Annotated in this window: 25 protein-coding genes; 14 read left to right on the top strand and 11 right to left on the bottom strand. The window is 40.9% G+C overall.

Translation table 11 applies throughout. From position 1 onward, the window contains the following. Nucleotides 1–51: 51 nt before the first annotated feature. Nucleotides 52–1,374 (bottom strand): alpha-glucosidase/alpha-galactosidase, encoded by a 1,323-nt coding sequence (locus CS931_RS12250; protein ID WP_099206175.1) that lies wholly within the window; start codon nucleotides 1,372–1,374, stop codon nucleotides 52–54. 121 nt (nucleotides 1,375–1,495) lie between these two features. On the opposite strand from CS931_RS12250, the gene CS931_RS12245 reads away from it, so the two are divergent. Then, a complete protein-coding gene (locus CS931_RS12245) occupies nucleotides 1,496–2,275 on the top strand; it encodes an AraC family transcriptional regulator (protein ID WP_099206174.1) in 780 nt (259 codons plus the stop codon). 17 nt (nucleotides 2,276–2,292) lie between these two features. Further along, on the top strand, nucleotides 2,293–2,769 hold the full coding sequence (locus CS931_RS12240) for a methylated-DNA--[protein]-cysteine S-methyltransferase (RefSeq protein WP_099206173.1): 477 nt from the start codon (nucleotides 2,293–2,295) through the stop codon (nucleotides 2,767–2,769). A gap of 179 nt (nucleotides 2,770–2,948) precedes the next feature. Here CS931_RS12240 and CS931_RS12235 read toward each other — a convergent pair whose 3' ends face one another. Next, nucleotides 2,949–3,434 carry a TM2 domain-containing protein gene (locus tag CS931_RS12235; protein WP_099206172.1) on the bottom strand — a complete coding sequence of 162 codons (486 nt, stop codon included), beginning with the start codon at nucleotides 3,432–3,434 and terminating at the stop codon, nucleotides 2,949–2,951. 324 nt (nucleotides 3,435–3,758) lie between these two features. On the opposite strand from CS931_RS12235, the gene CS931_RS12230 reads away from it, so the two are divergent. Together CS931_RS12230 and CS931_RS12225 are read left to right on the top strand one after the other, a co-directional pair. Next, nucleotides 3,759–4,451, top strand: a complete 693-nt coding sequence (locus tag CS931_RS12230) for an iron-sulfur cluster assembly scaffold protein (protein ID WP_099206171.1) — start codon at nucleotides 3,759–3,761, stop codon at nucleotides 4,449–4,451. A 24-nt stretch (nucleotides 4,452–4,475) separates the two neighbouring features. Then, nucleotides 4,476–5,483, top strand: coding sequence for a GGGtGRT protein (locus CS931_RS12225; RefSeq protein WP_099206170.1), 1,008 nt, complete (start codon nucleotides 4,476–4,478; stop codon nucleotides 5,481–5,483). 69 nt (nucleotides 5,484–5,552) lie between these two features. Here the strand turns inward: CS931_RS12225 and CS931_RS12220 are convergent, their stop codons facing one another. Next, nucleotides 5,553–5,903, bottom strand: coding sequence for a pyrophosphatase-like OB fold-containing protein (locus tag CS931_RS12220; RefSeq protein ID WP_306341546.1), 351 nt, complete (start codon nucleotides 5,901–5,903; stop codon nucleotides 5,553–5,555). A gap of 268 nt (nucleotides 5,904–6,171) precedes the next feature. Between CS931_RS12220 and CS931_RS12215 the strand changes: the two genes are divergently transcribed. The 6 genes from CS931_RS12215 (at nucleotide 6,172) to nth (ending at nucleotide 12,659) form a co-directional block, all read left to right on the top strand. Continuing rightward, nucleotides 6,172–6,546: a GntR family transcriptional regulator gene (locus CS931_RS12215; protein ID WP_099206168.1), complete on the top strand. Its 375-nt coding sequence runs from the start codon at nucleotides 6,172–6,174 to the stop codon at nucleotides 6,544–6,546. After that, nucleotides 6,543–7,442 carry an ABC transporter ATP-binding protein gene (locus CS931_RS12210; RefSeq protein ID WP_099206167.1) on the top strand — a complete coding sequence of 300 codons (900 nt, stop codon included), beginning with the start codon at nucleotides 6,543–6,545 and terminating at the stop codon, nucleotides 7,440–7,442. Before CS931_RS12215 ends, CS931_RS12210 begins: the two co-directional genes overlap by 4 nt. 14 nt (nucleotides 7,443–7,456) lie before the next feature. Next, nucleotides 7,457–9,637, top strand: coding sequence for a hypothetical protein (locus CS931_RS12205; RefSeq protein ID WP_099206166.1), 2,181 nt, complete (start codon nucleotides 7,457–7,459; stop codon nucleotides 9,635–9,637). A 201-nt stretch (nucleotides 9,638–9,838) separates the two neighbouring features. Beyond that, complete coding sequence (locus CS931_RS12200; RefSeq protein WP_159459833.1) at nucleotides 9,839–11,455, top strand: putative polysaccharide biosynthesis protein; 1,617 nt, start codon at nucleotides 9,839–9,841, stop codon at nucleotides 11,453–11,455. Next, on the top strand, nucleotides 11,448–11,957 hold the full coding sequence (locus CS931_RS12195; RefSeq protein WP_159459832.1) for an SLOG family protein: 510 nt from the start codon (nucleotides 11,448–11,450) through the stop codon (nucleotides 11,955–11,957). The genes CS931_RS12200 and CS931_RS12195 overlap by 8 nt, the downstream gene beginning before the upstream one ends. A 48-nt stretch (nucleotides 11,958–12,005) precedes the next feature. Beyond that, a complete protein-coding gene (gene nth / locus CS931_RS12190) occupies nucleotides 12,006–12,659 on the top strand; it encodes an endonuclease III (protein ID WP_099206163.1) in 654 nt (217 codons plus the stop codon). Between the two features lie 53 nt (nucleotides 12,660–12,712). Here nth and CS931_RS12185 read toward each other — a convergent pair whose 3' ends face one another. Both CS931_RS12185 and CS931_RS12180 read right to left on the bottom strand, forming a co-directional pair. Beyond that, on the bottom strand, nucleotides 12,713–13,972 hold the full coding sequence (locus tag CS931_RS12185) for a glycosyltransferase family 39 protein (protein WP_099206162.1): 1,260 nt from the start codon (nucleotides 13,970–13,972) through the stop codon (nucleotides 12,713–12,715). A gap of 18 nt (nucleotides 13,973–13,990) precedes the next feature. Then, a complete protein-coding gene (locus CS931_RS12180; protein WP_099206161.1) occupies nucleotides 13,991–14,617 on the bottom strand; it encodes a ribonuclease H1 domain-containing protein in 627 nt (208 codons plus the stop codon). Nucleotides 14,618–14,806: 189 nt separating this feature from the next. Here CS931_RS12180 and CS931_RS12175 point away from each other — a divergent pair, with 189 nt between their 5' ends. Genes CS931_RS12175 through CS931_RS12160 form a run of 4 tightly spaced genes read left to right on the top strand, consistent with a single transcriptional unit; the run spans nucleotide 14,807 to nucleotide 20,340 of the window. Continuing rightward, the gene (locus tag CS931_RS12175) at nucleotides 14,807–16,249 is read left to right on the top strand and encodes an efflux RND transporter periplasmic adaptor subunit (RefSeq protein ID WP_099206160.1); all 1,443 of its coding nucleotides are present in this window, start codon (nucleotides 14,807–14,809) and stop codon (nucleotides 16,247–16,249) included. After that, a complete protein-coding gene (locus CS931_RS12170; RefSeq protein ID WP_099206159.1) occupies nucleotides 16,249–17,073 on the top strand; it encodes an ABC transporter ATP-binding protein in 825 nt (274 codons plus the stop codon). The genes CS931_RS12175 and CS931_RS12170 overlap by 1 nt, the downstream gene beginning before the upstream one ends. Further along, on the top strand, nucleotides 17,060–19,024 hold the full coding sequence (locus CS931_RS12165; protein WP_099206158.1) for a biotin/lipoyl-binding protein: 1,965 nt from the start codon (nucleotides 17,060–17,062) through the stop codon (nucleotides 19,022–19,024). Before CS931_RS12170 ends, CS931_RS12165 begins: the two co-directional genes overlap by 14 nt. Continuing rightward, nucleotides 19,021–20,340, top strand: a complete 1,320-nt coding sequence (locus tag CS931_RS12160) for an ABC transporter permease (RefSeq protein WP_099206157.1) — start codon at nucleotides 19,021–19,023, stop codon at nucleotides 20,338–20,340. The genes CS931_RS12165 and CS931_RS12160 overlap by 4 nt, the downstream gene beginning before the upstream one ends. Before the next feature lie 126 nt (nucleotides 20,341–20,466). On the opposite strand, the gene CS931_RS12155 is transcribed toward CS931_RS12160, so the two are convergent. From CS931_RS12155 to pyrF, 6 genes are all read right to left on the bottom strand, one after another. After that, complete coding sequence (locus CS931_RS12155; protein WP_099206156.1) at nucleotides 20,467–21,513, bottom strand: Gfo/Idh/MocA family protein; 1,047 nt, start codon at nucleotides 21,511–21,513, stop codon at nucleotides 20,467–20,469. A gap of 211 nt (nucleotides 21,514–21,724) precedes the next feature. Continuing rightward, on the bottom strand, nucleotides 21,725–22,597 hold the full coding sequence (locus CS931_RS12150; RefSeq protein WP_099206155.1) for a DegV family protein: 873 nt from the start codon (nucleotides 22,595–22,597) through the stop codon (nucleotides 21,725–21,727). Between the two features lie 98 nt (nucleotides 22,598–22,695). Then, nucleotides 22,696–23,121: a Holliday junction resolvase RuvX gene (gene ruvX / locus CS931_RS12145; RefSeq protein WP_099206154.1), complete on the bottom strand. Its 426-nt coding sequence runs from the start codon at nucleotides 23,119–23,121 to the stop codon at nucleotides 22,696–22,698. Further along, the gene (locus tag CS931_RS12140; RefSeq protein WP_099206153.1) at nucleotides 23,115–24,026 is read right to left on the bottom strand and encodes a dihydroorotate dehydrogenase; all 912 of its coding nucleotides are present in this window, start codon (nucleotides 24,024–24,026) and stop codon (nucleotides 23,115–23,117) included. The genes ruvX and CS931_RS12140 overlap by 7 nt, the downstream gene beginning before the upstream one ends. Continuing rightward, nucleotides 24,019–24,858: a dihydroorotate dehydrogenase electron transfer subunit gene (locus CS931_RS12135; protein WP_099206152.1), complete on the bottom strand. Its 840-nt coding sequence runs from the start codon at nucleotides 24,856–24,858 to the stop codon at nucleotides 24,019–24,021. Before CS931_RS12135 ends, CS931_RS12140 begins: the two co-directional genes overlap by 8 nt. A gap of 15 nt (nucleotides 24,859–24,873) precedes the next feature. Then, nucleotides 24,874–25,812, bottom strand: a complete 939-nt coding sequence (gene pyrF / locus CS931_RS12130; protein WP_099206151.1) for an orotidine-5'-phosphate decarboxylase — start codon at nucleotides 25,810–25,812, stop codon at nucleotides 24,874–24,876. Nucleotides 25,813–25,826: the final 14 nt, after the last annotated feature.

Here is a 25,826-nt window from a genome sequence, read left to right as displayed (position 1 = left end):
AATAAAAACGGCTTGCTTTGTTGTTATTAGAACATCGCTATTACATTAACATCAGCGATAATCTTTCATATAGTCTCCATGAGCTTCAATCAGTTCATCGCACATGCTGACAATATCATCAATTGAAAGCTCGGCAGCTGTGTGTGGTTCAAGCATAGCAGCACGATAGATATCTTCTCTCTTTTTCGTGACAGCAGCTTCAATGGTCATCAGCTGTGCATTGATATTGGTCATGTTCATGCCAGCCAATTGCACAGGAAGTTTGCCCACATGAGTAGGATGTACACCCATATTGTCAACCAAGCAAGGCACTTCCACGCAAGCGTCGGCAGGCAAGTTAGTGATCAGACCCTTATTCAGCACGTTACCGCCGATTTTGTATGGGTTACCCGTAACAATGGCTTCAATGATATAAGAAGCATATTCATGTGAACGTACATGGTCGATTTTTCCATCTGCCAAAATCGAATCACGCTCTTTTTCCCAACCTGCAATTTGCTCGATACATCTTCTTGGATATTCGTCCAACGGAATGTTGTATTTCTCAATTAATTCCGGATATCTAGATTTAATGAAGAATGGATTGTATTCTGCATTATGCTCGCTAGATTCTGTGCAGTAGTAGCCCAATCTCTTGATGTACTCATAACGAACCATATCCTTAAATTTCTCTGTCTCCAGCTTATGCAAAGCACGTTTTTTAATCTCGGGATACAAATCGTTGCCGTCTTTGTCATAAATCTCAAGCAGCCATGCCATGTGGTTAATTCCGGCAATGGTTTCTTTTCTGCCTTCCAACTTATCTTCCATGCCAAGTCCTGTCAGCAAGTCTTTAGAACAAACCTGAACACTGTGGCAGAGTCCCACTGTTTTCACGTTTGTATAACGCTGCATATAACCGGAAAGAATGGACATCGGGTTGGTATAATTTAGGAACCATGCATTCGGGCATACTTCTTCCATGTCATCAGCAAAGGATTTGAGTACAGGAATGGTACGCAAACCTCTCATAATGCCGCCAATGCCCAATGTATCGGCGATTGTCTGGCGCAGTCCATATTTTTTGGGAACTTCAAAATCAATGATGGTGCAAGGGTCATATAGACCAACCTGAATCGCATCCACTACGAAATCAGCGCCACGAAGAGCTTCTTTGCGGTTTTCAACGCCCAAATAGCATTTAATTTTGGCTTTGCCACCGTTTACATTTTTATTGATTGCGCTCAAAATAATTTCAGAATCTTTTAATCTTCCACCATCAATATCATATAAAGCAATTTCGCTCTCACATAAAGCTGGAGAACACATACAGTCGCCCAATACATTTCTGGCAAAAACGGTGCTGCCCGCACCCATAAAAGTAATTTTTGGCATAGGAATTTCCTCCTGTTGATTGTTATTTCTCCCTTATTGTAGTCACAAAAAAAGAAAAAGGGAATTGATTTTTGTTAGTTCTATTTGTTATAATGTTGTTTTAAGAGGGGATGTTATCAATATGGATATTGAAAATTTTTTGCTGCAAAACCGAAAATTTGTTGATATAAATCCATTAGTTTGTGGCAAACAGCAATGTGACCCTTGCCACAGCTTTGGTCCTGCTTCTCGTGATTATTATCTTTTGCATTATGTTATTTCGGGAACGGGTACTTTCACAGCCGATGATAAAACGTATTCTCTCAAGCCGGGCGAATGCTTTGTTATCTTTCCCTATGAACTTACTTATTATGAAGCGGATGCAGAAAGCCCATGGCATTATATCTGGATAGGGTTCGAGTGCCGTATTCCTGTTCCCAAAGTTTTTTCTGAACGCATTCTTTCTTTTCGGCAACTAGATGAAATCTTCACTCGGCTAGACAACATGATGAACATGGAAACCGGCAGAGAAGCTTTTTTATGCTCGCAAATATGGGAGATTTTTTCTTTTCTTGACAGCCGAAATGAATCTTCTGAAAATAGGGTCAAAACGTATATTGAACAAGCTATTTCCTGCATTGAAAACGAATATATGATGGAACTGTCTGTACAAGAAATTGCTGACCGATTGAATCTAAACCGCAGCTATTTCAGCACCCTTTTCAAGCTGCATACCGGCATATCTCCCCAACAATATTTGCTTAATTTCCGTCTTAACAAGGCTGCTTTTCTCTTACAGAAACATAACTATTCTGTTACGCAAGCAGCGCTTTCTACGGGATACAGTGATGTGTTCACATTTTCTAAGATGTTCAAAAAGAAGTTTGGAGTTTCTCCTCTAACCTATCAAAAACAAAAGTAAGGCAACAAGGAGCTTTTATGAATAAATCTATTTTTTATTATCACTATGTCAGCCCCCTCGGCGTTTTAACGCTCGAAGCTTCTGAAACAGCTTTACTAGGTTTACATTTTGGAGATGTGGTTCCTAAAAATGCAATCCAAAAGGAAACTTTATTGCTGACAGATTGCATGCACCAGTTAGAGGAATATTTTGATAAAAAGAGAACTGCGTTTACCTTGCCGCTTGAACCGAGAGGAACTGTTTTTCAGCAAAAAGTTTGGCAAGCGCTTACTACCATTCCCTATGGTGAAACTCGCTCTTATAAACAGATTGCAGAAATGATTGATAACCCAAAAGCTTGTCGTGCTGTCGGTATGGCGAATAACCGCAATCCTATCTCCCTTATCATCCCCTGTCATCGTGTTATCGGTGCAAACGGAAGTTTAGTTGGCTATGGCGGCGGTCTTGCTATCAAAGAGAAGCTTCTGGTCTTAGAAGGCTTTTTACTCGGTTAAAAATATCTTTTCAACCTATAATTCAACCACTTTCAAGTATGCTGTTATAAAACCACAATGGAATTTTTCCCTTTGTCGTTTTATACATTAATAACTAAGATTGCCATAAGGAAAAGCACCCTTCAACTGAAAACAGTCAAAAGATGCTTGTTTCTAAATAGTAAGACGATTTTGAGCCATTACCAATACAAAAGCGGATAACCGTATTGGTCGGTAAAAGAACCCGTTGCAATTAAAATAATGTCTACGATATAGCCGATGCCAAATAGGCCGCCTGTGAAAAGCCACAGAAGTCCTGTTCCGATTTTACCGGTATAGAATCTGTGAACACCTAAAACACCTAGAAAAATGCAAAGCAAGAGAGCTGCCAAACGACTCTTATAACTAGCAGCATATTGCTGTTGCTGGTTTTCTGTGTAGAAGTTCACATGAATTGGTGGTTGTTGATAAGCCGAATTATCATACGGCGGAGGGGTCTGCGGAGGTTGGTATTGCTGATTCTGCTGATTTTGCTCATTTTGAGAATATTGATACTGATAACGATATTGATTATAAAAATCGGGCGGTACATGCTCTCCGGACGGTTGAGAGGGTGGCACCTGTTGACCGCAATGAGGGCAATAAACACAGCCTGTTACATCTGCATTACAATTCGGACAATTCATACAAATTCCTCACTTCAGATTACTTTGCTATTTATTATTGTTATCATAACATTCGCACGATATCGTGTCAAATAAAACTGCCTTACAAAATTATTAATTTTATCTGACAACGTGCTTTGTGCCTGTCTTTTTTGAATTTATATCTATCATACTGTTTATATTTATTTATTATATTCTCATGCAGAAACATCTATGCAAAAATTGACGAAAAGACTTGAATAAGCATGAAAAAAATATTATAATAATTTGAATTGGTATTTGGCAAGGAGTTTATGTAACACCTCCCGTAAGCCCAAAGAATACAGAACCGAAAGGAGTACCAATATGAATTATTCCCATGAAGTGGAAAATATGTGTATTGTTGCAAAGGGTCCTCATCACGGTCCGGCTCCCATTCCGGAAGAAGGAAAATGGGTCAAGTCATATGAAATCAAAGATATCTCCGGTCTTTCTCACGGTATCGGCTGGTGTGCACCCCAACAGGGCGCTTGCAAGCTGACACTGAATGTTAAAGAAGGTATTGTGCAAGAAGCTTTGGTCGAAACAATCGGCTGCTCTGGCATGACACACTCCGCCGCTATGGCCGCAGAAATTCTGCCAGGCAAAACTCTTTTAGAGTGCTTGAACACAGACCTTGTTTGTGACGCCATCAACGTAGCGATGAGAGAAATCTTCAAACAACTTGCTTACGGCAGAACTCAGACAGCGTTCTCCGAAGGCGGTCTGCCCATCGGTGCAGGTCTTGAAGATTTAGGCAAGGGACTTCGTTCACAGGTTGGTACCATGTATAGCACTGGTGCTAAGGGCGTTCGTTTCATGGAAATGGCAGAAGGCTATGTCATCAAAATGGCTCTGGACGAGAACAACGAAGTAATCGGCTATCAATTTGTCAAGCTTGGCAAAATGCTTGAAGACATCCGTCATGGTGTCTCCCCTGATGAAGCCTATAAAAATAACATCGGTCAATATGGTCGCTTTGATAATGCAGCCAAATATATTGACCCGAGAGAAGAATAAGACCATAAAAGGAGGACAACTATAATGGCTAATGACGTCATGTTTGAAGGCAAGGATAGAAGAATTGCCAAAATTGAAAAATGTCTCGCCGAGTATGGCCTTGCCAGTCTTGAAGAGGCTCGTGAACTTTGTCAATCAAAGGGTTTTGACCCTTATGAAATCGTAAAGGGCGTTCAGCCCATCGCTTTTGAAAACGCAAGCTGGGCTTATACACTAGGTTGCGCTATTGCGATTAAAAAAGAAACAAAAACCGCTTCTGAAGCTGCCGAGGCAATCGGTATCGGTCTTGAAGCATTCTGCATTCCCGGTTCTGTTGCAGAACAAAGAAAAGTTGGTCTAGGCCACGGTAATCTTGGCGCAATGCTACTGAGAGACGAAACCAAGTGTTTTGCATTCCTCGCTGGCCACGAATCCTTTGCTGCTGCTGAAGGTGCCATCGGTATCGCTAAAACTGCTAACCGTGCCAGAAAAGAACCACTCAGAATCATTTTGAATGGTTTGGGCAAAGATGCCGCTTACATCATTTCCAGAATCAACGGCTTTACCTATGTAAAAACCGACTATGATTTCTACAATGATGAACTGAATGTTGTTGAAACAAAAGCTTTCTCTGACGGTGAAAGAGCTGCTGTTAAATGTTATGGTGCTAACGACGTTCTCGAAGGCGTTGCTATCATGAAAGCCGAAGGCGTTGACGTTTCTATCACAGGAAACTCCACCAACCCCACTCGTTTCCAGCACCTTGTTGCCGGTACTTACAAAAAATGGTCTAATGAAAACGGTGTTCAGTATTTCTCCGTTGCTTCTGGCGGTGGTACAGGACGTACCCTGCACCCAGACAACATGGGAGCTGGCCCTGCTTCTTACGGCCTGACTGATTCTATGGGCAGAATGCACGGCGACGCTCAGTTTGCCGGTTCTTCTTCTGTTCCAGCTCACGTTGAGATGATGGGACTCATCGGCATGGGTAACAACCCAATGGTCGGTGCTACTGTTGCTTGCGCTGTTGCTGTTTATGAAGGCACAAAATAATTCATTTGGAACTTTCAAAAGGGAGACATACAAAATGTATGTCTCCCTTTTTTGCTGCCTATTTTAGTTTTATCGGTAAATCAAAAGCGCTTTCATATTATTGGAATGATTCTGAAATTGATTTGCTTCTGCTATTTCTTCTTTTGTACAGCCAATCAGAATCTTGATTTCAGAATCCCTTTTCAGCAAATCCACAATACATAGCACTGCTTTTACCGTCCTTTCTTCATCAGAGCCAACATAAACGTCGATACCGCCACCATCCATTGCCGTGGTATTTTTCAAATAGCCGTAATCAAGCGGATAAATCATATCAGAATATTTAGGGTGTGCTGTTTGTTTAGGTCGGTCTATTACAATCTCTGACTCTGCAACTAATCTTTCCAGTGCTTGCCAAAATAATTCTTGATTTTCCATCATGCTCCCCTTTTTTATATGATTTTAAAATGGCCGTGGCATAATCTTTCTATCGTAATTTTTTTTTGCCATTTATTTTATCATCTTTTTTTGAAAACAACAATTCTTTTCTTCTTGCCTTAATCATTAACTTCTTACAAATTTATAACAAAGATTTACATTTTGCTTTCTATTCAAATTCTTCCCTTGACAGAGTGATATCCGCATGATATAACCGTCTTAAGCGTACTAGGATACTTAATACACTAAACAGAGAGAAAGGAGTTTATGAATGTTTCAGATTGATAATCAATCTCGTTACCCCGTCTATGAGCAAATCGTGCAACAGGTGGAGAAATATATTTTGACGGGCATTTTTTCTCCCGGCGAGAAAATGCCGTCTGTGCGTTCTCTTTCTTTGCAGATGAACCTAAACCCCAACACCGTGCAGCGTTCTTATACCGAACTTGACAGAAAAGGTTTAATCTACAGCAGCTCAGGTGTAGGCACTTTTATTGCTGATTCGGCTCCTGAAATTCTTTATGAAGAACGGCGAAACAGCATGCAAACTCTTAAGCCACTCATCCAAGAACTGGTCATTGCGGGTATTACAAAAGAAGAAATAATTAAGATGATTGAGAAAATCTATGAGGAGGATAACAAATGATTAAAGCGGAGCAAGTCACTAAAAATTTTGGCAGCTTCTGTGCTCTAAAAGAAATGAACTGCCAAATCCCTAAAGGTTGTATTTACGGCTTAATCGGTTCAAATGGTGCTGGAAAATCTACTTTTTTGCGCATGATTACCGGCGTGTATCAAGCCGACAGCGGACAAATTACACTGGAGGGTCAGCCCATTTATGAAAACCCTGCTATGAAGGCAAAAATCGCTTACGTCCCAGATGAGTTGTTCTTCTTGCCTAACGCTTCGATGAAACGCATGGCAACTCTTTATGACTCTTTATTTCCTAATTTTGACATGAAGAGATTCAATGAATTGACAGCAACTTTTCGGCTAAATCCTAAAGTTAGCGTAAACTCTTTTTCAAAAGGTATGAAGCGGCAAGCCGCTATTATTTTAGCTCTATGTCGCAAACCGGAATATATTTTCTTTGACGAAACATTTGACGGACTTGACCCTGTCATGAGAAATCTTGTCAAAAACTTGATTATCAGTGATGTTTTAGAAAACAATGCAACGGCTATTATCACCTCTCACAGCTTACGAGAGTTAGAAGACACCTGTGACCAGTTGGCCCTTCTACATCAGGGCGGTATTGTTTTTGAATCGGATGTGCAAAATCTTAAAACCTCTCTATTTCGTGTGCAGGTTGCTTTTCCTTTTGATTTTGATGAGACTCTTTTCTCAGAACTGGAAATGCTCAATTACAACAAAAAGGGATCAGTTGCTAGCTTTATTGTTCGAGGAAACCGAGAAACTGCACAAGAAGTGCTGAAATCAAAAGCACCCATTCTGCTCGATATCCTTCCGCTTTCTTTAGAAGAAGTCTTTGTACATGAAATGGGCGCTCTGGGTTACGCCTTTGAAAACGAATTAAATTGAGAGGAGATGAGAATATGAAACAGATTATTAATAAAGGTCTTTACAAAGAAGGATTGAAACAAACTGCTTTAGTTGCCGTTATTTATTTTTGTATCGTTGAACTAATCGGCGCAGTCGTCGCTTTCTCTAATGTTTCTTATGCGGCTAATCAAGAACTTAACAACGGTTCTGTTGAGAAAATGCTAATTGATGGCATAGATTTCAATCCTCTCTACATGCTATCTTTTGCCCTATTTGTTCCGCTTATGGGTCTTGTTGCTTTTCATTTTTTAAACGCCAGAAACAAAAGTGATTTTTACCATAGTCTTCCTCATAAAAGGAAAACCATCTTTGTTTCCTATACATTAAGTATTATCACCTGGCTGGTTGTCATTTTAGCGATTACTTCATTAACTTCATTTTGCATTTACTTTTTAAATGCTCGCTATTTTTCAATTGGATTTCAATCTATTTTCACCTATATATTTACTATTTTTTCCGCTTCTATCCTTGTTTTAGGTGCAGGACTTTTAGCGGTCTCTATTACTGGAACCATCTTCACCAATATTATTACTGCCTCACTTGTTTTGTTCTTGCCCCGTACCATTATGACGTTATTTGTTATGACCGTGCAGCGAAATGCCCCTGTCCTCTCAAACGGTGGTCTTGGCTTGATTAGTGATTCGGGCTATAATCTGGTTTTTGGCTTTGCCGCTAGCATACTTGGCATTTCTTCAGGTGATATTTTCACCGAAGTAAACTATGGTATTTATAGCCTTATTTTAGGCGTAATCTATATAATTATCGGTGGCATTTTATTTTCACTGCGTAAAAGTGAAACGGCCGGCAGTCCTGCTTTAAGCAAAAAAGTGCATGCTATCATCCGTATTTCCCTTAGTTTCTTTGTTTCTGTTATTGCTACCACTGTCTTATTTAACAATACAGAATCCACTGTTACCATTATTGCCCTTTATCTTATTTCTTTAGTGGTCTATTTCTCCTATGAAATCATTACTAAAAAAACTTTCAAGACAATTCCTAAAACGGTGCCCGCTCTCGGTATCTTAGCCGCACTCAATGTTGTCTTTGCTTTGGCTGTTGTTGGCGTAAGCAGCACTTTGCTGAATGTGAATTGGGAAGTAGATCGTATTGATTCTATCAGTATCAGTTATCAAGAAGATATGTATCAATCACCTTCATATGAAGATTATTTAATGGATGACACCACTATTAAAAATCCAGAAGTTTTAAACCTGGTATCTGAATTACTCACCCAAAATCAAGAAGCCGCTAAGATAGAAGAAAATAATTTCTATATCTACAATTCTTTTAATCACATTATTGTTCGTATGAAAAACGGAAAAACCTACCATCGCAGCCTTTATCTCTCCGACGAAGACTATCTCCGTTTTCAGCAAGCTATTTTGAAATCAGAAGTAAAAGAATCTGTTTTCTCTGAAATTCCCGAAGAGGTCGGTTCTATCTCCATCAATTCCATGACACAAAACTTTACAGAAGAAGACACCAACAACATTTACAATACCTTTAAAGAAGAAGTAACCGGTTTATCAACTGATCAGTGGGCCTCTTATCTCATTACCAACGGCACTCTGTCTTCTACTTTACCTTATGTGAAAGCTATGGAAATGGCCGAAGACACAACACAAACCATCACTTATAGCTCTCAAAATTTGCCCAGCATTTCTCTTTCAGGTTATTACGGCGTAAAGAAATATCAGAGCATTTATACGATTTCACCAGATTTAACACCAAAAACCTTTAGCCTAATCTGTGAGCTTGGAAACACCAACAGCAAAGAGGAATTCCTTTCCTATTGGAACGCCTACCAAGAAAATGGCATTCAATATCTTGATTATGACCAAGTACCTGACAGTGAAGGCGGTCTTTCTGTCTACGGTATTAACTTCTCTGGATATAACCCCGATACAAACGCTATCTTTGATGAATATTATAACAACAGTAATGCACTGGGTTCTTCTTTTGATCAAATGGAACCTATTCTTACCGCTCTAGACAAAGCTTTGCAAAACAACATCACCACTGTTGATTATAGTAAACCTGTTGTTTATGTAACCATAGATGCAGAAAAATATGTTGTAAGAAATAATGATATCTATATCACCAACAGCGAACGCCTCTGCTATATTGTTAATCTTGACCCCAAGGATTTTCCACAATCTAAATATCAAGGATAATAGGTATCGTAATTCAAGCAAAATGGAGTACATCTTTTTAGATGTACTCCATTTTTAGATTGGTCTTCTGTTTATACAAGCTACTATGGCAAAACTTGACGTTTCTTCTACAAAGTTGTATCATAATTAAACATGAAAATGGGTATTAATAACCTTAATGCGGTTATATAAATGCCAGCTAACCATATTAGGAGAATTGCTATGTCAAATGAAAAAGGCCAAAGTTTTCTCAAAGGTGCCGCTATTCTGTCAGCCTCTACGCTGATTGTTAAATTTGTCAGTTTTTTCTTTAGCATCCCGCTCACGAACATTATCGGTACAGCCGGTCTTGCCCCCTATAATGCTACGTACACCATTTTTGCCGTATTCAATGCCATCGCCACAGCTGGTCTTCCTGTTGCCGTCTCTAAAATGGTTAGCAGTGCTTACTCTTTGGGAAATCCACGTCAAGCCGAAAAAACTTTTTCTATTGCCTTGCGTACTTTTTCTATTTTAGGGCTTGTGCTGAGCATACTAATGTTCCTCTTTTCAGATTTACTTGCTTCCATTGTCCATGTACCCGGTGCTACTTATTCTATCAAGGCATTAGCTCCCACGGTCTTTTTTGCTTCTATTATGTCTGCAACACGAGGTTTTTTTCAAGGCAAGTCGAACATGAAGCCTACTGCCCTTTCGCAGTTAATCGAAGCCATTATTAAGCTTATCTTTGGGCTTTCTTTAGCCCTCTATATTCACACTACTTTTCAAAATGCAGAATATTCTTCTGCGGCTGCTATCATCGGAATTTCTTTCAGTGCCTTTTGCGGTGCTGTTTATCTTACCATTCGCAAACGGAAGGACCGCCGCCAAACGCTTTCCCATCCCTCTAATTCTTCCCGTCGAGTTGACTCAAGCAAAGTCATCTTAAACAATTTAATTCGGATTGCCGTTCCCATTACAATTGGTTCATGTTTGCTCTTTGTGCTTGATCTTTTTGATGCGTCTATCATCAACTCACGCTTGCAGACGTATCTCTCTAAAGAAGCTGCTGAAGATTTATATGGTGCTTGGGGTGCTGCCATTCGACTATTCGATTTGCCGGGCGCAATTACCATTCCTATCGCTACCAGCCTAATCCCTGTCATCTCCGTTGCTTTCACACAGCGTGATGCAAAAAAGGTGGCACGCAGTACAACTTCTGCCATTCGCATGACGCTCTTAATTACCGTGCCCTGTACGGTTGGTTTCTTCCTATTTGGACAACCTATCGCCCATTTAGCTTATTTTAGCAAGAATGTTTCTGCTGACATTATCGGTAGTATTTTGCAGACCGTATCGATTGGTATCGTTTTTAATGGCCTGTTATATACGACAAATTCCTTAATGCAGGCTATGGGACATGTAACTCAGCCCGTCATCAACATGACAATTGGCGGCATAGTCCGCTTAGTCTTAAATTATGTTCTCATCGGAAACCCGGCTATCAATATTCAAGGTGCGGCTATTACTACATCACTGTCTTATCTCATCACCTTAGTTCTTAATCTTATCTCTGTTTATCGCCTCGTACCCAAAGCGGAAAACATTCTCCTATCCTTTCTTCCGGTTGCTTTAGCCTCAGCCGTCATGGGTGCTGCTTCTTATTTCTCTTTCTTGGCTCTTTCTTCTATGATGAGTGAAAAAATAGCAGTTTTGATTGCTATTGCGGTCGCAGTTCTCGTCTATTTTCCTGCCGCCATTTTATTTAAGGCTATCCGTAAAAACGAATTAATGATGTTGCCGATGGGCGGTAAAATAGCTAAGATTTTTCATCTGTATGAGGGGGCTCACTTTGGATAACTTGGCTTGCTGTTTTACCGGACACAGAGCAATTCGTTTCGATATTCTGCCTCGCCTTTATACCACTTTGCTGGAAGAATTAGACGCTTTAACTGTTGAGGGTTATACTGATTTCTACGCCGGTGGGGCGCTAGGGTTTGACACCCTAGCGGCACAAGCTGTTTTGCAAAAGCAAAAATCAAATTCTCAAATTAAGCTGCATTTGATTCTTCCTTGCAAAAATCAACACGCAAACTGGCATAATCATCAGCAAGAAGTCTATCAGCAAATTTTAGAACAAGCGTCTTCTATCAAATATGTATCTGAGACTTATTCCGTTGAAGCTATGCGGCAAAGGAATCGCCTGTTGGTAGAGAAAAGCAATTATTGCCTGTGTTATTTAAATCGCAACAGAAGAAGCGGTACTGCTTTCACAGTACAATACGCCAAGTCTTGTCATGTTCCCGTTAAAAACTTACTCGACAATCTTTCTTTTCCCGATTCCACATTCATGAATTTTTAACCATATAATCATAAAAGAACAATATTACGCTAGTCAAGGAGGCCTCCCATGACGATAAAACAAAAAAAGATTTTGGCTCAAGAATGTGTCGATGCGCTCAAAACAGAATACCCAGATGCCATCTGCTCTTTAAATTATGAGGATCCTCTTCAGCTTTTAATTGCCACCCGACTGTCTGCACAATGCACAGATGCCCGCGTCAATTTAGTGACCCCTGCCCTGTTCGCCAGATTCCCTACGTTAGAAGCTTTTTGTGGGGGAACCGAAGAAGAAGTAGGCGAGTTAATTCACTCTTGCGGCTTTTATAAAGTCAAATCAAAGGATATTATCGCGCTCTCGCGTATGATTCGAGATGATTTTGGCGGACAAGTTCCTGATAACATGGAAGATTTGCTCAAGCTGCCCGGTGTAGGTCGCAAAACAGCCAATCTTATTTTAGGCGATATCTATGGTAAACCTGCCGTGGTTACCGATACCCATTTTATCCGAATCACCGGACGATTAGGGCTGACCAAAAACAAAAACCCGCTCAAAGTAGAAGAAGATTTGCGTGCTGTATTACCACCCGAAGAATCTAACAACTTTTGCCACCGTATTGTTTTGCATGGCAGAGCAGTTTGCACAGCAAGACAAGCAAAATGTGAAATTTGCTGTATGAAAGAATTTTGTGTTTTTTCAACAGCCAAAGAAGAAACGGTTTAAATAATATTTCTTATAAAAAGAAGTCGTGTCCCCAAAAGGAACACGACTTCTTTTTACATAATTTCAGCGCCTGCCACAAAGGCAAACAAATAGATGCCAAACAGAATAGAAAATACAACTGTGATAACTTTATCTAACCACTTCCAACGTTCTGTAAGAACAGCTGCAAAAATAAAGAACACAATACTGCTTGAAAGATATCGACCCGCACTTAACAGCCAAGAAAGCGAATAACTCACGGTTAAATAGGCAAGTCCATATATCGAAATAAAGGACTTATGTTTTTTTTGCATGATGGCCAATATGAGCAGTAAAAGAAATACGACGAATAAAATAAGCTCAGGAATCCATATTGACACACCATGCGATTCGTTTTTATATTCGCCTGCATTACGTACTAATAATCGAATCGTATTGGGAAGCCATTGCCCACCTTGTGCCCAGTGTCCTTGATACTCCAGAAAAGAAAAACAATTTCTTGTAACAGCATAATTTAGAACCAAATACAAAATTGTTCCTAAAAAAGGAATTCCTGCCGCCGGCAGTTTGATGATCCAACGTTTCATCCAGTTGTTGTCAATATTTTGTCTAAACGGCTTTGTATACTCTATGTATTCTACCAAAATAGCAATGGCTGTGAGCATTCCGGTCATGCGGCTCATCGCTGCTAAAGCGCCCCATAGCCCGGCTCTCCACCACTTATGTTCAGCGGTGTAATATAGCGAAGCCGCTGTCGTGAGCAAGAATAAACCTTCAGTCATCATGCCACCAAAAAAGAAAGAGAACGGGAAAATAGACAGATACAAAATACTACGAAGAGCTACTGTTCGGTTATAAAGCTTGTTCACCATACGGTAGACAAAACAACAACCGCCTGCATAACTCAAAAAAGAGACCAAAAGTCCAGCCGCCATCGTGTTTGGAATAAACAGCCTAAAAAAACGCACAACCCAAACATAAAGAGGAAAAAAGACAAGAAATATTGGCCTACCTGCTTCACGATAACCGCTGTATCCTTTTTCTACCAAATTGACATAATGTGTACCATCCCACGCAGAAAATATCTCGGTAAGCGTAGGTAACGCGCTGTCTTGTGAACTCAAAAATCGTACAAGAAATAAGACTAAAAACAGTATGCCAACACGAAAAAGAAGGGCTGCTGCAAAAACAAAGGCGGTCTCTTTTTTAGAGACCGATTCTTTTTCTGTATTTTGCGGTAAAGATGATGCTAATGTGCTGTTCTTGGTAAATCTAAAAATCAAAATAGCCACCAAAGCTACCCAAATAGGCGTCAAAATCACCCAAAATAACATATTTAGCAACCTTTCCTCTTATAAAATTCCTAACGCTTTTTTGGCAAGAATATCTGCCTCATCATTATAGCGATCTCCCGAATGACCTTTTACTTTGACGAAAGAAATATTCACGTGTTCTCTTGCCTGACGACAAAATTCCGCATAGTTTTTTGTTCCTGATTTATTCGCTTTCCAAAGTCCGTTTGCCCATTTCGAAATTCCCTCGTAATCATGATAAATTTCTACTGCTTTAATATCATTTTCAATGCAATATCGAATCACAATCATAGAACCTGTGATTTCTCCGGCAACGTTTCTCATTTCTGCTAATTCAGGGTCATCAAATTTTTCAGAAAATGTTATTTTTTCTTTATTATAGAAAAGTACCGCACCGCTTGCAAATTCTCTTGTTGCCGCCTTGTAACTGCCATCCACATAAGCAATTGCTGTATTTTCTTTGTAGGGAATACCGTCTTCTGTCATCACCGTCTCACCAGTAGTAGTCGGCAAATCTAAACTTAAAAAGGCTTCTGCCCCTTCTTTATTTGGAAAACTTTTATATTCCGCACCGCTGAAACCCGTAACTTGTCTTTTACATTCGTCCCATGTCAAGAATATTCCTGTCTTTTTTCCTTTTCTAACCGCATAAAATTTTTGCGCCATGATAAGTCCTTTCCTTCAACAAAATATAAGCGAAACAGCTTTTATGTTTTCTTTTATTGGTTTTACTAAAAAGCATTTTTCTTAATTCAACTTTTTGAGCTGGCCAACAGTTGCTAATTGTATTCCCATATAGTATAATTATTTTATTAATTTCTGTCAAAACTTTATTTTTCAGGAAGGGTTTTACCTATGAATAAAAAACACTATGACCACCCATCCGCCGACACTACTTCTGACAAAAAAGTCATGAATAAAAAGCAGAAAATCTTTCTCCTTGCCGCCGGTGTTCTCGTGGGCTTAGCCCTCATTTTCACAGGCATTTGGTTCTTTTTCTTGAAAGATTATTGGGCTATGCAAAAGGCTGACCCCATTTTAGTCACGTCGGTTTCTTCTCTCACCGGAACAGACCTGGGCATTACCGGTCGTTATGCCGGAGTTGTTGAACCCCAAAAGACCATTTCTGTCAACAAAGATGATTCTAAAACAGTTTCTGAAATTTTGGTTGTTGAAGGACAGAATGTAAACGCAGGTGACCCACTTTTTTCTTATAACATAGACGAAATGAAATTGACTTTAGAACAAGATAAACTTACGGTAGAAAGCATTAACAATACTATTGGTGAATATAAAAATCAAATTTCTGACTTAGAAACAGAACGAGAAAATGCTTCTGCAGACAATAAACTCTCCTATACCATTAAAATCCAAACGCTTGAGCTAAATATTAGAGAACAAGAATATCAGGCTTCTGTAAAAAATAAAGAAATTGAAAAAATGAATGCTTCTATCCAAAACAATGTGGTAACTGCTCCTGAAGCCGGCATTATAAAGACCATCAATGAAAACACCAACAATGCCAATGGCATGATGTATAACGGTGGCACAACACCTACAGCTTTTATTTCGATTCTTTCAACCGGTGAATATCGCATTAAAGCAACCATTACCGAACTGCAGCGCTATCAAGTCAGTCAAGGACAGCCTGTTATTATCCATTCCCGCATAAACCCCGATGTCACTTGGAGCGGCAGTATCGAATCCATCGATTTTGAAAACCCTGTTTCAAACAGTGATAGCGGCAATTATTCCATGATGTATGCTGCCGGCGATTCCAGCAGTTCGCAAGGCAGTTCTCGTTATAATTTCTTTGTTGCGCTTGATGACCAAAGCGTTATTGCAGACAGTAAAGACGGTCTTGACATAGTCGATAACAGCAAGCTGATTATCGGTCAGCATGTGTACATAGAACCTTCATCAGGAGATAGCTCTGCCCCTAAAACGGGTATTTGGCTTCCTTCCTATTACCTTGTAAAAGGCGATTCTGACAGCTTCGTTTGGGCGCAAGACAAGAATCAAAAGCTTGAAAAACGCAAGATTACATTGGGTGCTTATGACGCTGAAACTGATCTTTACGAAATCACCGATGGAGTTCATAGAGATGACTACTTGGCAATCCCGTCAGACAACCTGAAAAACGGACTTCCTGTTACAACCGACCCCATGCTTGGCACAACAGGTGACATGATGTCGCCTGTTGAAGAACAACCTACGATTGATATGCCTCTTGCGGAGAGTATTACCCCCGAAATGCAAGAAAAACTTCCCACGGTTTCTACTGAGGAGGTATCTTAATGTCCATTCTTGAACTCAAGAACATTTATAAAACCTACCGCCAAGGCAAACTGGAAGTACCCGTTCTCAAAGACATTTCACTGAATGTCGAAGAGGGTGATTACTGTGCAATCATGGGTCCCTCCGGCTCGGGTAAAACGACTCTAATGAACATTATTGGTTGCCTCGATTTGCCATCGAGCGGAGAATATTATCTTGGCGGGCAAGATGTACTGGCCAACAATGATGCTAAATTATCTGATTTGCGTCTGAATAGCATTGGCTTTGTATTTCAAAGTTTTCATCTGCTTTCAAGACAATCTGCTTTAGAAAATGTTGTTTTGCCTCTTTTATATGCGGGTGTCAGCAAGAAAGAGCGACTTGAAATCGGCAGAAAAGCACTTGAACGTGTCGGTTTGGGTGACCGCACTAACTTTAAACCCACCCAGCTTTCTGGTGGTCAATGCCAGCGTGTTGCCATTGCAAGAGCCATGGTCAACAGTCCCAAAATACTTTTGGCAGACGAACCTACCGGCGCATTGGATACTGCTTCTGGCGATCAAATCATGGAAATCTTTCACCAATTGAATGAAGAAGGAGTAACCATTATCATGATTACTCATGAACAGGAAATTGCAGACCATGCACACAAAACCTTTCACATTCGTGACGGGCAGTTTCTTGTTCCGGCAGCCGACAATTTGGCTAATGAAGATATCTCAACCGCAACAAACGATGCCATAACAGAAAATGTCTATTCTTATTCCTATGTTGAACATGAATTTGATTCTGCCGGTGATTTCATCCCCAAAGAAAGCGAGGCGGTAAACAATGAAAGCGAATAAAATTAGAAAAAGACTTATCATTTCTCTCATTGTGCTTACTATCATCGCTGTTTTGATTTTCACTATTTCTTATTTTGTCAAGAAACAACAAGACAAAACCAGTGTTGAAGTAATTCCCGTTTCTAATATCTATACGGAGAATTGGAACGATCAAGTTTACTCCTCTGGTCAAGCCAGCAGCGACTACATTCAGGAGCTCTACCCCGACTCTGAAAAAGTAATTAGTGAAATTTTTGTGCAAGAGGGGCAAACGGTAAAAATCGGCGACCCTATTTTGCAATATGATAAGACCCTGTTAGAGCTTGATTTGCAAAAAAAGGAACTTGAGCTACAGGCAATAGATGAAGATATCCGAATTGCCCAAAATGCGCTAATTAAATTAAATAATACTACCCCTTACGTCCCACCTCTAGTTACCCCCGAACCCCAGCCCACTCCAGAACCCACTCCTACCCCTATCCCTCCTGCTACTGCTACACTTTACAGTGAGCTGACCGCTGACTCTATCCCCTATGCGGGCAGCGGCACCGCAGAAGACCCCTATCTATATCTTTGCACACCAGATTGCACGCTAAGTGAAAGTTTTCTTCGCAAAGCGTTTAATGTTCAAATCAAAGAGGATGAAACACCCCTTCCTGCTACTACCTCTGTTCCTACTACCGCACCTGCTGCGGACGATACTGGTAGTGAATCTCCCTCTGAGGGCAGTGAGTCTTCTTTGCCAGAAGAAGAACCAACCCCTACACCCACAGAAACACCTAAACCACAAAATAGTGCCTTTGTGGCTGTTTTAGAAGTCAGAGAAGAGAATTCCAATTTTGGCAAACTACTTCAATCTTTTAAGATTAACGGTTTTTCCTTTTCGAGTTCGTTTTCGCTGTCTGGCCTATATTCTGAACAACCAAGCGATGAAATTGCTTTGCCTGAATTTTTAGATGGTGGAACTTCTTTGAATGATTTACCACAAGGAGGCATTTCAGATACTGTAGAAATGCAGTATACTGCTGAGGAACTCAAACAAGCCATTTCTCAAAAAGAAGCTGAAATAAAAACCCTTATTCTCTCACGCAAGCAGCTTCAACTAAACTCTCAAAAAGCTGCTCTTTTGGTTGATAACGCAACGGTTACCGCAACAATTGATGGCGTTGTTCGTTCTTTAATCAGCATTGACGATGCAAAAGCCAACTCAACTCCATTTTTAGTGGTTTCTGGCGAAAATACCTTCTATTTGCATGGTACAATCAACGAATCTCTTCTTGGCAACATTCACGTTGGTGACACAGTGACTGTTAATTCGTGGGAAGCCGGCGCTTATGAAGCACAAATCGTCTCAATCGGCAGCTACCCTATCACAAATGAATATGGCTATAGTGGCGGCAGCACTAACCCGAATAGTTCGACTTATGAATTCACAGCCATTTTTACCAATACCGAAGGAATTTACAATGGTATGTACTTTGATATTACCATTAATGCACCTGCTGAAAGCAATGACAGCGGCAGTTTTTACATTGACAAAATGTATGTCCGTGATGATGACAGCGGCAGCTATGTGATGAAAAAAGGCGACGATAATCGCTTAGTAAAACAACCGGTGCAGACCGGAAAAACCATGTCAGGCGGCTACTATATTGAAATCAAATCTGGCTTGACCGTAGATGACAGTATTGCTTTCCCTTATGGCAAAGATCTGCGTGAGGGTATGCGAACTAGGCCGCAAGGCACAGATGAAGATTATCAGGAAGAACCAACTACTGACAGCACAGCACCCTCAGACGACATAACTGCTCCTGATGAAGTCTTGGAGGATTCTCCTGAAGAAAATGCTGTATCTGAAAATGAAGCGGAACCAAGAATTGATGCAGAAGCAGAAAAACAAGATGATGCAGTTACTGCGGCCAATCCCTTATCCGTACACTCCTATACTGCAAGAAAGGTGGTGACGTCATGATTGAGAATATTCGCCTTTCCTTTCAAGGTATTTGGTCACACAAAATGCGTTCATTTTTAACCATGCTGGGTATCATTATTGGCATTGCCTCTATCATTACCATTGTTTCAACAATCAAAGGCACAAATGAGCAAATCAAGCAAAACTTAATTGGTTCTGGCAATAATGTGGTACGATTACAGCTTTATCAGTACGACTCCCCCTATGAAATTAGTTACATGGGGGTACCTGAAGGTATACCACTGATTACCGAAGAAACCAAACAAGAGGTTTTGGAGCTGGATCATGTTCAATCTGCCAGCATCTACAATTACCGCAACGAATACAATGAATCGTTGTATTACCGTAACAACAACCTAAGTGGTGCTCAAGTTTTTGGTGTTGAAAGTGACTATTTTGATGTCACTGGCTTTACGCTAAAAAAAGGGCGTAATTTTATTGAAAGTGATTACACACAATTTCGTCCAGTCATGTTAATTGACGAAACTGTGGCAAAAGCACTTTTCTCAGGAGAAGACCCTATTGGGAAAACCGTTGAATTTAAATCGACACCTTTTATCGTCATTGGCATTGTAGAAGAATCGCAAAAATTCACTCCTGTTATTAATAGCGAAGAAGACTATTACACCTATATGAGCATGAATCAAAGCTCTGGCAAAATTTTTGTTCCTAACAGTTGTTGGCCGGATATTTATATCTTTGATGAACCACAAGCTCTGGCTGTTAAAGCGGCTAACACCGAAGCTATGGCAGCCATCAGCAAAGACGCAGCTACAATTTTGAACCGCAACAATACAAACACGCAAAATAGCAGTGACATGGGTATTGCCGAAACTAAAGAGGCTTCTCCCGAAAGCGAATCCAATACCATTGCTTATAAAGCTGGAGACATGCTGCAACGGGCAAAAGAGCTGCAAGACCTTAATAATTCAGCCAACCAACAGCTTATTTGGATTGCCAGTATCTCTCTTTTGGTAGGCGGTATTGGAGTTATGAATATTATGCTAGTCTCTGTTACAGAGCGTACCAGAGAAATTGGTCTAAAAAAAGCAATCGGTGCTAAAAAGAAACGCATACTTTGGCAATTCTTGACAGAAGCCGCTGTTTTGACAAGTCTTGGCGGTATTTTTGGTGTGGCGGCCGGCATCTTGCTCTCCACAATTATGTCTTCCGTCAACAACGTTCCACCTTCCATCAGTGTACCCTCCATTTTCTTGGCCGTTGCTTTTTCCATGGTCATTGGTATCGTCTTCGGGCTCATCCCTTCTATTAAAGCTTCGAATTTGAACCCAATAGACGCTTTGAGACATGAATAACAATGATCATAATCTGGTTATTTGGATGGTTAGATTTGAATCTCATTTTTCAGGTAGACTAAAAGAGAGCCTTACGTTTAATACGTAAGGCTCTCTTTTTATCTTATTGCTATCAAATGCTATTAATTAAAAGAAAACTACTTCATTCTTTTCAGCAGATTCAAAGATGGCTTCCATCAGTTTCATCAAATCTCTTTGCTGATCATGTGTTACGATTTGCTCTGCTTCTCCGTTGACAACAGCAGCAATGTTGCGATAGTAATCTTTGATATCGCAATGTACTTTCTCAATCGGCAAAGTCTCAATGGTTTCAGGAGTTCTGGGAGCCATTGTTTTAGTAAGACCGGCAGCTGTCACAATCGGAACTGCGTCATGACCCTCTTTGCAAGTTGCGATTACAGTTCTGCCACTTACATCCCAATCTTCAATTACAGATGTACCGTTCAAACCTAGAATATACCAACGAGGCAAATTGATAAAGTTGCTGGTGCCTACTTCTACTGTAAAGACCAATCCATCATCGAATTTAAAGGTAGCTGTAAATCCATCATCTACTTCTTCATTGGTGACGTTAGAAAGCACAGCATAAACAGACACAGGCATTTTGCCCATCATCATGTTCATTTGATCGAGCAAGTGAACGCCCCAATCCAGAACCATACCGCCGCCTTGTGCTTTGGTATTACGCCAGTCACCAGGAATTCCTCTTGAGCCGTGCACGCGAGATTGAATCTCGAAAACTCTGCCCAAATCACCTGATTTATAGATTTTTTCAGCAGTTCTGAAATCTTCATCCCAACGACGATTCTGATGTACGGTAAAGAGAGAACCAGTTCTATTGGAAGCAGCAATCATGTTCTCTAAAACAGCTGTTGACATGGTAACCGGTTTCTCAGAGATAGCAGCCTTACCGGCCTCCATCACTTTGATACAAACTTCTTCATGCAAATCATTGGGGATAGCCACGGTAACTACGTCGATGGTTTCATCGGCAAGCAATGCTTCTAGACTGTCATAGGCTTTAATTCCTGCTTCTTCAGCAGCCTTATTGCGCTCTGGCAGAATATCATAAACCCCTGCCAATTCTACTTCGGGGATTTCCTGCAAAAGACGGGTATGCCAACCGCCCATGCCACCGTAACCTACTACTGCCACTCTAACTACTCGACTCATTTCGAACTCCTCCTTAATTTTGCGGGCTTACCGCTAAACAATTTCAGAGTCAGCGACTGACTCTTCTTTATTTGTGTATCAAACATTTAGTTTGTACACTTACTCTAGACTAATGTAACCCTTTCTAAGGGTTTTGTCAATAAGAAATCAGGCTAAAAGCCTGATTTCTGTGAATCAATATTTTGAAAAATAAATACAGCAAAAGCAATTTTTATCTTTCTGTTGCCAAAAAGAAAAGTGCTATTGTTCCAGGGCCTGCATGTGCGCCGACAACCGGACCAATTACATTTATTTTAAATTCTTTTACACCCATTTTTTCTTCAATCTGTGTTTTAACATATTCCGCATCTTCAAGACAATTACCATGGCTAATGAAAACGATTTGTTCAGCAGGATTAATCGCTGTGTCTTCCATCTGTTTCACCAAGGCATCTAAAGAAGCTTTTCTTCCTCTAACTTTTTTTACCGGAATCAAATGTCCTTCATTGTCTACGTGCAAAACAGGTTTAATGCTGAGCATGGTACCAATAAAAGCTGCTCCGGCAGAAACCCTGCCACCTCTTTTGAGATGATTTAGGTCATCCACGGTAAACCAATGGGCCATTTTCATGAAGTTTTCTTTCAGCCAGTCATAAGTTTCTTCAATTGAAAAGCCTTGCTCTTTCTTTTGGTTGGCTAAATACACTAAAAGTCCCTCACCCATTGAGGCACAAAGCGAATCAAAAACCACTATTTTTTGTTCGGGGTATTTTTCTGCCAGTTCTTTTTGCGCAATGAGAGCACTTTGGCAAGTACCGCTAAGTCCTGAAGAAAAAGCTATGTAAAGAATATCTATTCCTTTTTTTAGAACCGGCTCAAAGTGATCGACAAATTCCTCTGAATTCACCTGTGCTGTGCTAACTTTATCCCCATTTTTTAACTTCGTATAAAAATCTTCTGTTGAAATTGTCTTTTGATTCAGAGAGCCAAAATAAGTTTTGCCGTCCATAATAAATGACAGCGGAACGACGTTGATACCCAGTTCGGTCGCTAGCTCTTGCGTCAAATCGCAAGTTGAGTCTGTCATAATTACATAATCGCTCACTTCTGTTCTCCTTTTCTATATTAATAATTGTCTGACTACTCTCATTATACATGAGTCTGTTTTCAATGTAAATTGTATTTTAATCTATAATTGCACACTCATTTTTGCCTATTATGTCTGCGCTTATCCAAATGGTTTTGCAAAATAACCGTCGCCGCCACAGCGTCTACCGCCGCTTTACGCTTCTTGCCTCTGGTATTGGTTTCATTCAAATAATTGTGAGCGGTGATCGTCGTTCCCCGTTCATCACAAAGTTCAATTGGTAATTTTGTTTTTTCTGCAAGCAAAGCAGCTGTTTCTCTAGCCGATACAGCACTTTCTCCCTCACTGCCATCCATATTTTTGGGCAAACCCACGACAAGCAATTCTGCTTTACTTTCTGCCGCTTTCTCAGCAATCTTATCAATCAACCGCTCTCGGTTGTGTTCTTCTACTACACACAGCGGTACGGCCAGCATTTCAGCTCTATCACAAATGGCAAGCCCTGTTCTGGCTTTTCCAAGGTCTACTCCCATAATTACCATGGACATATGCCCCCTGTCAGCTCGGTCACAGATTTTATGCCATTTTTATCAAGATATTGATTCAGTCCCTCTGTGATTTTTTCAGCAATATAAGGGTCTGTGAAAATCGCGGTCCCAATTTGCAGCGCCGTTGCGCCCGCCAAAAGCATTTCAACAGCATCTTGCCAAGAAGCAATGCCCCCCAGACCAATGACAGGGATTTTCACTCGCTGTGCTGCCTGCCATACCATGCGAACAGCAACAGGGAATACAGCTGGACCTGAAAGTCCACCTGTATTATTGCGAATAATCGGTCGGCGAGAATTAATATCAATGCGCATACCAGTCAGTGTATTAATCAGCGACACCGCATCTGCACCGGCGTGTTCAGCGGCAGAAGCCACCTCACCAATATCACTAACGTTAGGTGAAAGCTTGACGATGAGCGGTTTTTTGCAGACCTCTCTCACAGCCTTTGTAATGCCGAATACGCCCTCGGCGCTTGTACCAAACTGTACACCGCCTTTTTTCACGTTTGGACAAGAAATATTTAGCTCGACCATATCCACAGCAGTGCTGTTTAGCATTTCGGCGACCGCACAGTAATCTTCATATTCATTACCGGCAATGTTGGCAATAATGCGGATATTCTGCTGCTCGAGCCACGGCAAGTCCTCTCGGATAAAATGCTCGATACCCGGATTTTGCAGTCCTACTGCATTAAGCATACCACTTGGTGTTTCTGTAATTCTAGGGGCAGGATTGCCTTGTCTTGGCTCTCGAGTTGTACCCTTGCAAGCAATACCGCCAAAAGCGGAAATCGGGTACATTTCACCATATTCACGTCCAAAGCCAAATGCACCTGAGGCGGCAATTAGCGGATTGTTAAATTCAACACCTGCTACCTTTACTTTTAAATCAGCCATGACAAACCTCCTTGGTGCCACATTCGCAACCTTTTTGATTCAAAACGGCTGATGTTTCGCCACCTGCAAACTGCACAACGCGTTTATAGTCAAATATCGGACCACTCTTACAAACGTGTCCGTTATATACATTTCCGCTTTCATCTTGCAAGGCAACTGCACAGCCTAAACAAGCGCCCACAGCGCAAGCCATGCGTTCCTCTAACGAAACATAGCAAGGCACTTTCCACTCATCTGCCAAACGGCATACTGCATTCAGCATGGGAGTAGGACCACAAGTATAGATAACATCAGGGCGGCTGTCTTTCAGCATTTCTGTCACTAACCCATGAAAGCCAGCAGAACCATCATCTGTGGCAATCAAAACTTTTGCGCCAGCGGCGGCGAAATCTTTCTCTAAAATGACAGAATCAGCATTCCGAAATCCCAATCCTACCGTGCTGTTTGCTCCGTAATATTGCGCTAAACCCAATAGCGGCGGTGTGCCTATTCCTCCGCCGACAAGTAATGCTTTCTTTTCTTTATCAAACAAAGGAAAGCTTGTCCCAAGCGGTGCCAATACATCCAGATTTTCACCCTCTTGTACTTTGGCAAGCTCTGCTGTCCCCTCGCCTCTAATTTGAAAGACAAAACGTAGAGTTTCTTTTTCTTTGTCAATCTCACAAATAGAAATAGGTCGGCGCAAGGTTTTACCTGTCACTTTAATATGCCCAAATTGACCTACTTGTGCCGTTTGTGCCAACTCGCCCGCCTCTACCAAAAAATCAAAGAAGCCATCTGCAATCTCCGTTTTTTTGATGATCTTACACAGTCTTACATCATATCGCTTCATGTTGTTCGCCTTTCTTTATAGCGGCAGTAAAATTCTGCCAACTTCTGCCATGATTTCATCTCTCATACGGATTGCTTCACGACGAGCCGCGGCAGCATAATCGGTTTCTGCACATTTTTCTTTCTGCCAAGCACACATAATCCCTCTTGAAGAATTCACAATCGCACCCAGTCCGTTTTCATCAAAAGCAGGTTTCACGTCACCGGCTCCCCCGCCCTGCGCCCCGTATCCTGGCACTAAAAAGAATGTATGCGGCATTTTGACACGCAGTTCATCAAGCTGCTCAGGGTAAGTGGCGCCGATAACCGCACCCACACCAGAGTAGCCGTATTTTCCCTCTAGCTCTTTGCCCCAGTTTTCGCACATTTCGCCCATTAGCTCATAAACTGCTTTTCCGCTTTCAAGTTTCTTATCTTGCAACTCACCTGATGAAGGGTTCGATGTTTTAACTAGCACAAAAATCCCTTTATCTTCTTTTTGGCAGACTTCTATCAGAGGCTTGATACCGTCTGTTCCCAAATAGCCGTTCACGGTCAGGGTATCACCGTCAAAAGCAGCAAACGAGTTTTCAGCAACTTCCGTTTTGCCAAGGTGCGCTGTTGCATAAGCAGTCATGGTCGGCCCAATATCATTACGCTTACCGTCTGTGATGACGTACATTCCCTTTTCTTTGGCATAGGCAATGGTTTCGGTCAACGCTTTCATGCCCTGCCAACCATACATTTCATAATAAGCCGCCTGCGGTTTAATTGCCGGAACAATATCACATAGTGCGTCAATCAAACCTTTATTAAACTGTAAAAGAGCATCTGCCGCTCCCTCCAGTGTTTCACCATATTTTGCAAAACTAGCTTGTTTGAGATAAGGCGGAATATACTCAAGTTTTGGGTCAAGCCCCGCTACACTGGGGTTTTGGGTTTCCATAATGGCTTCTATCATTTTATCCATAGACATATTCAAGTTTCCTT

It is taken from the genome of Scatolibacter rhodanostii, assembly GCF_900197595.1.
In the GTDB taxonomy this organism is placed as follows: domain Bacteria; phylum Bacillota; class Clostridia; order Oscillospirales; family Acutalibacteraceae; genus Scatolibacter; species Scatolibacter rhodanostii.
This window is presented reverse-complemented; position numbering and strand designations above follow the sequence as displayed.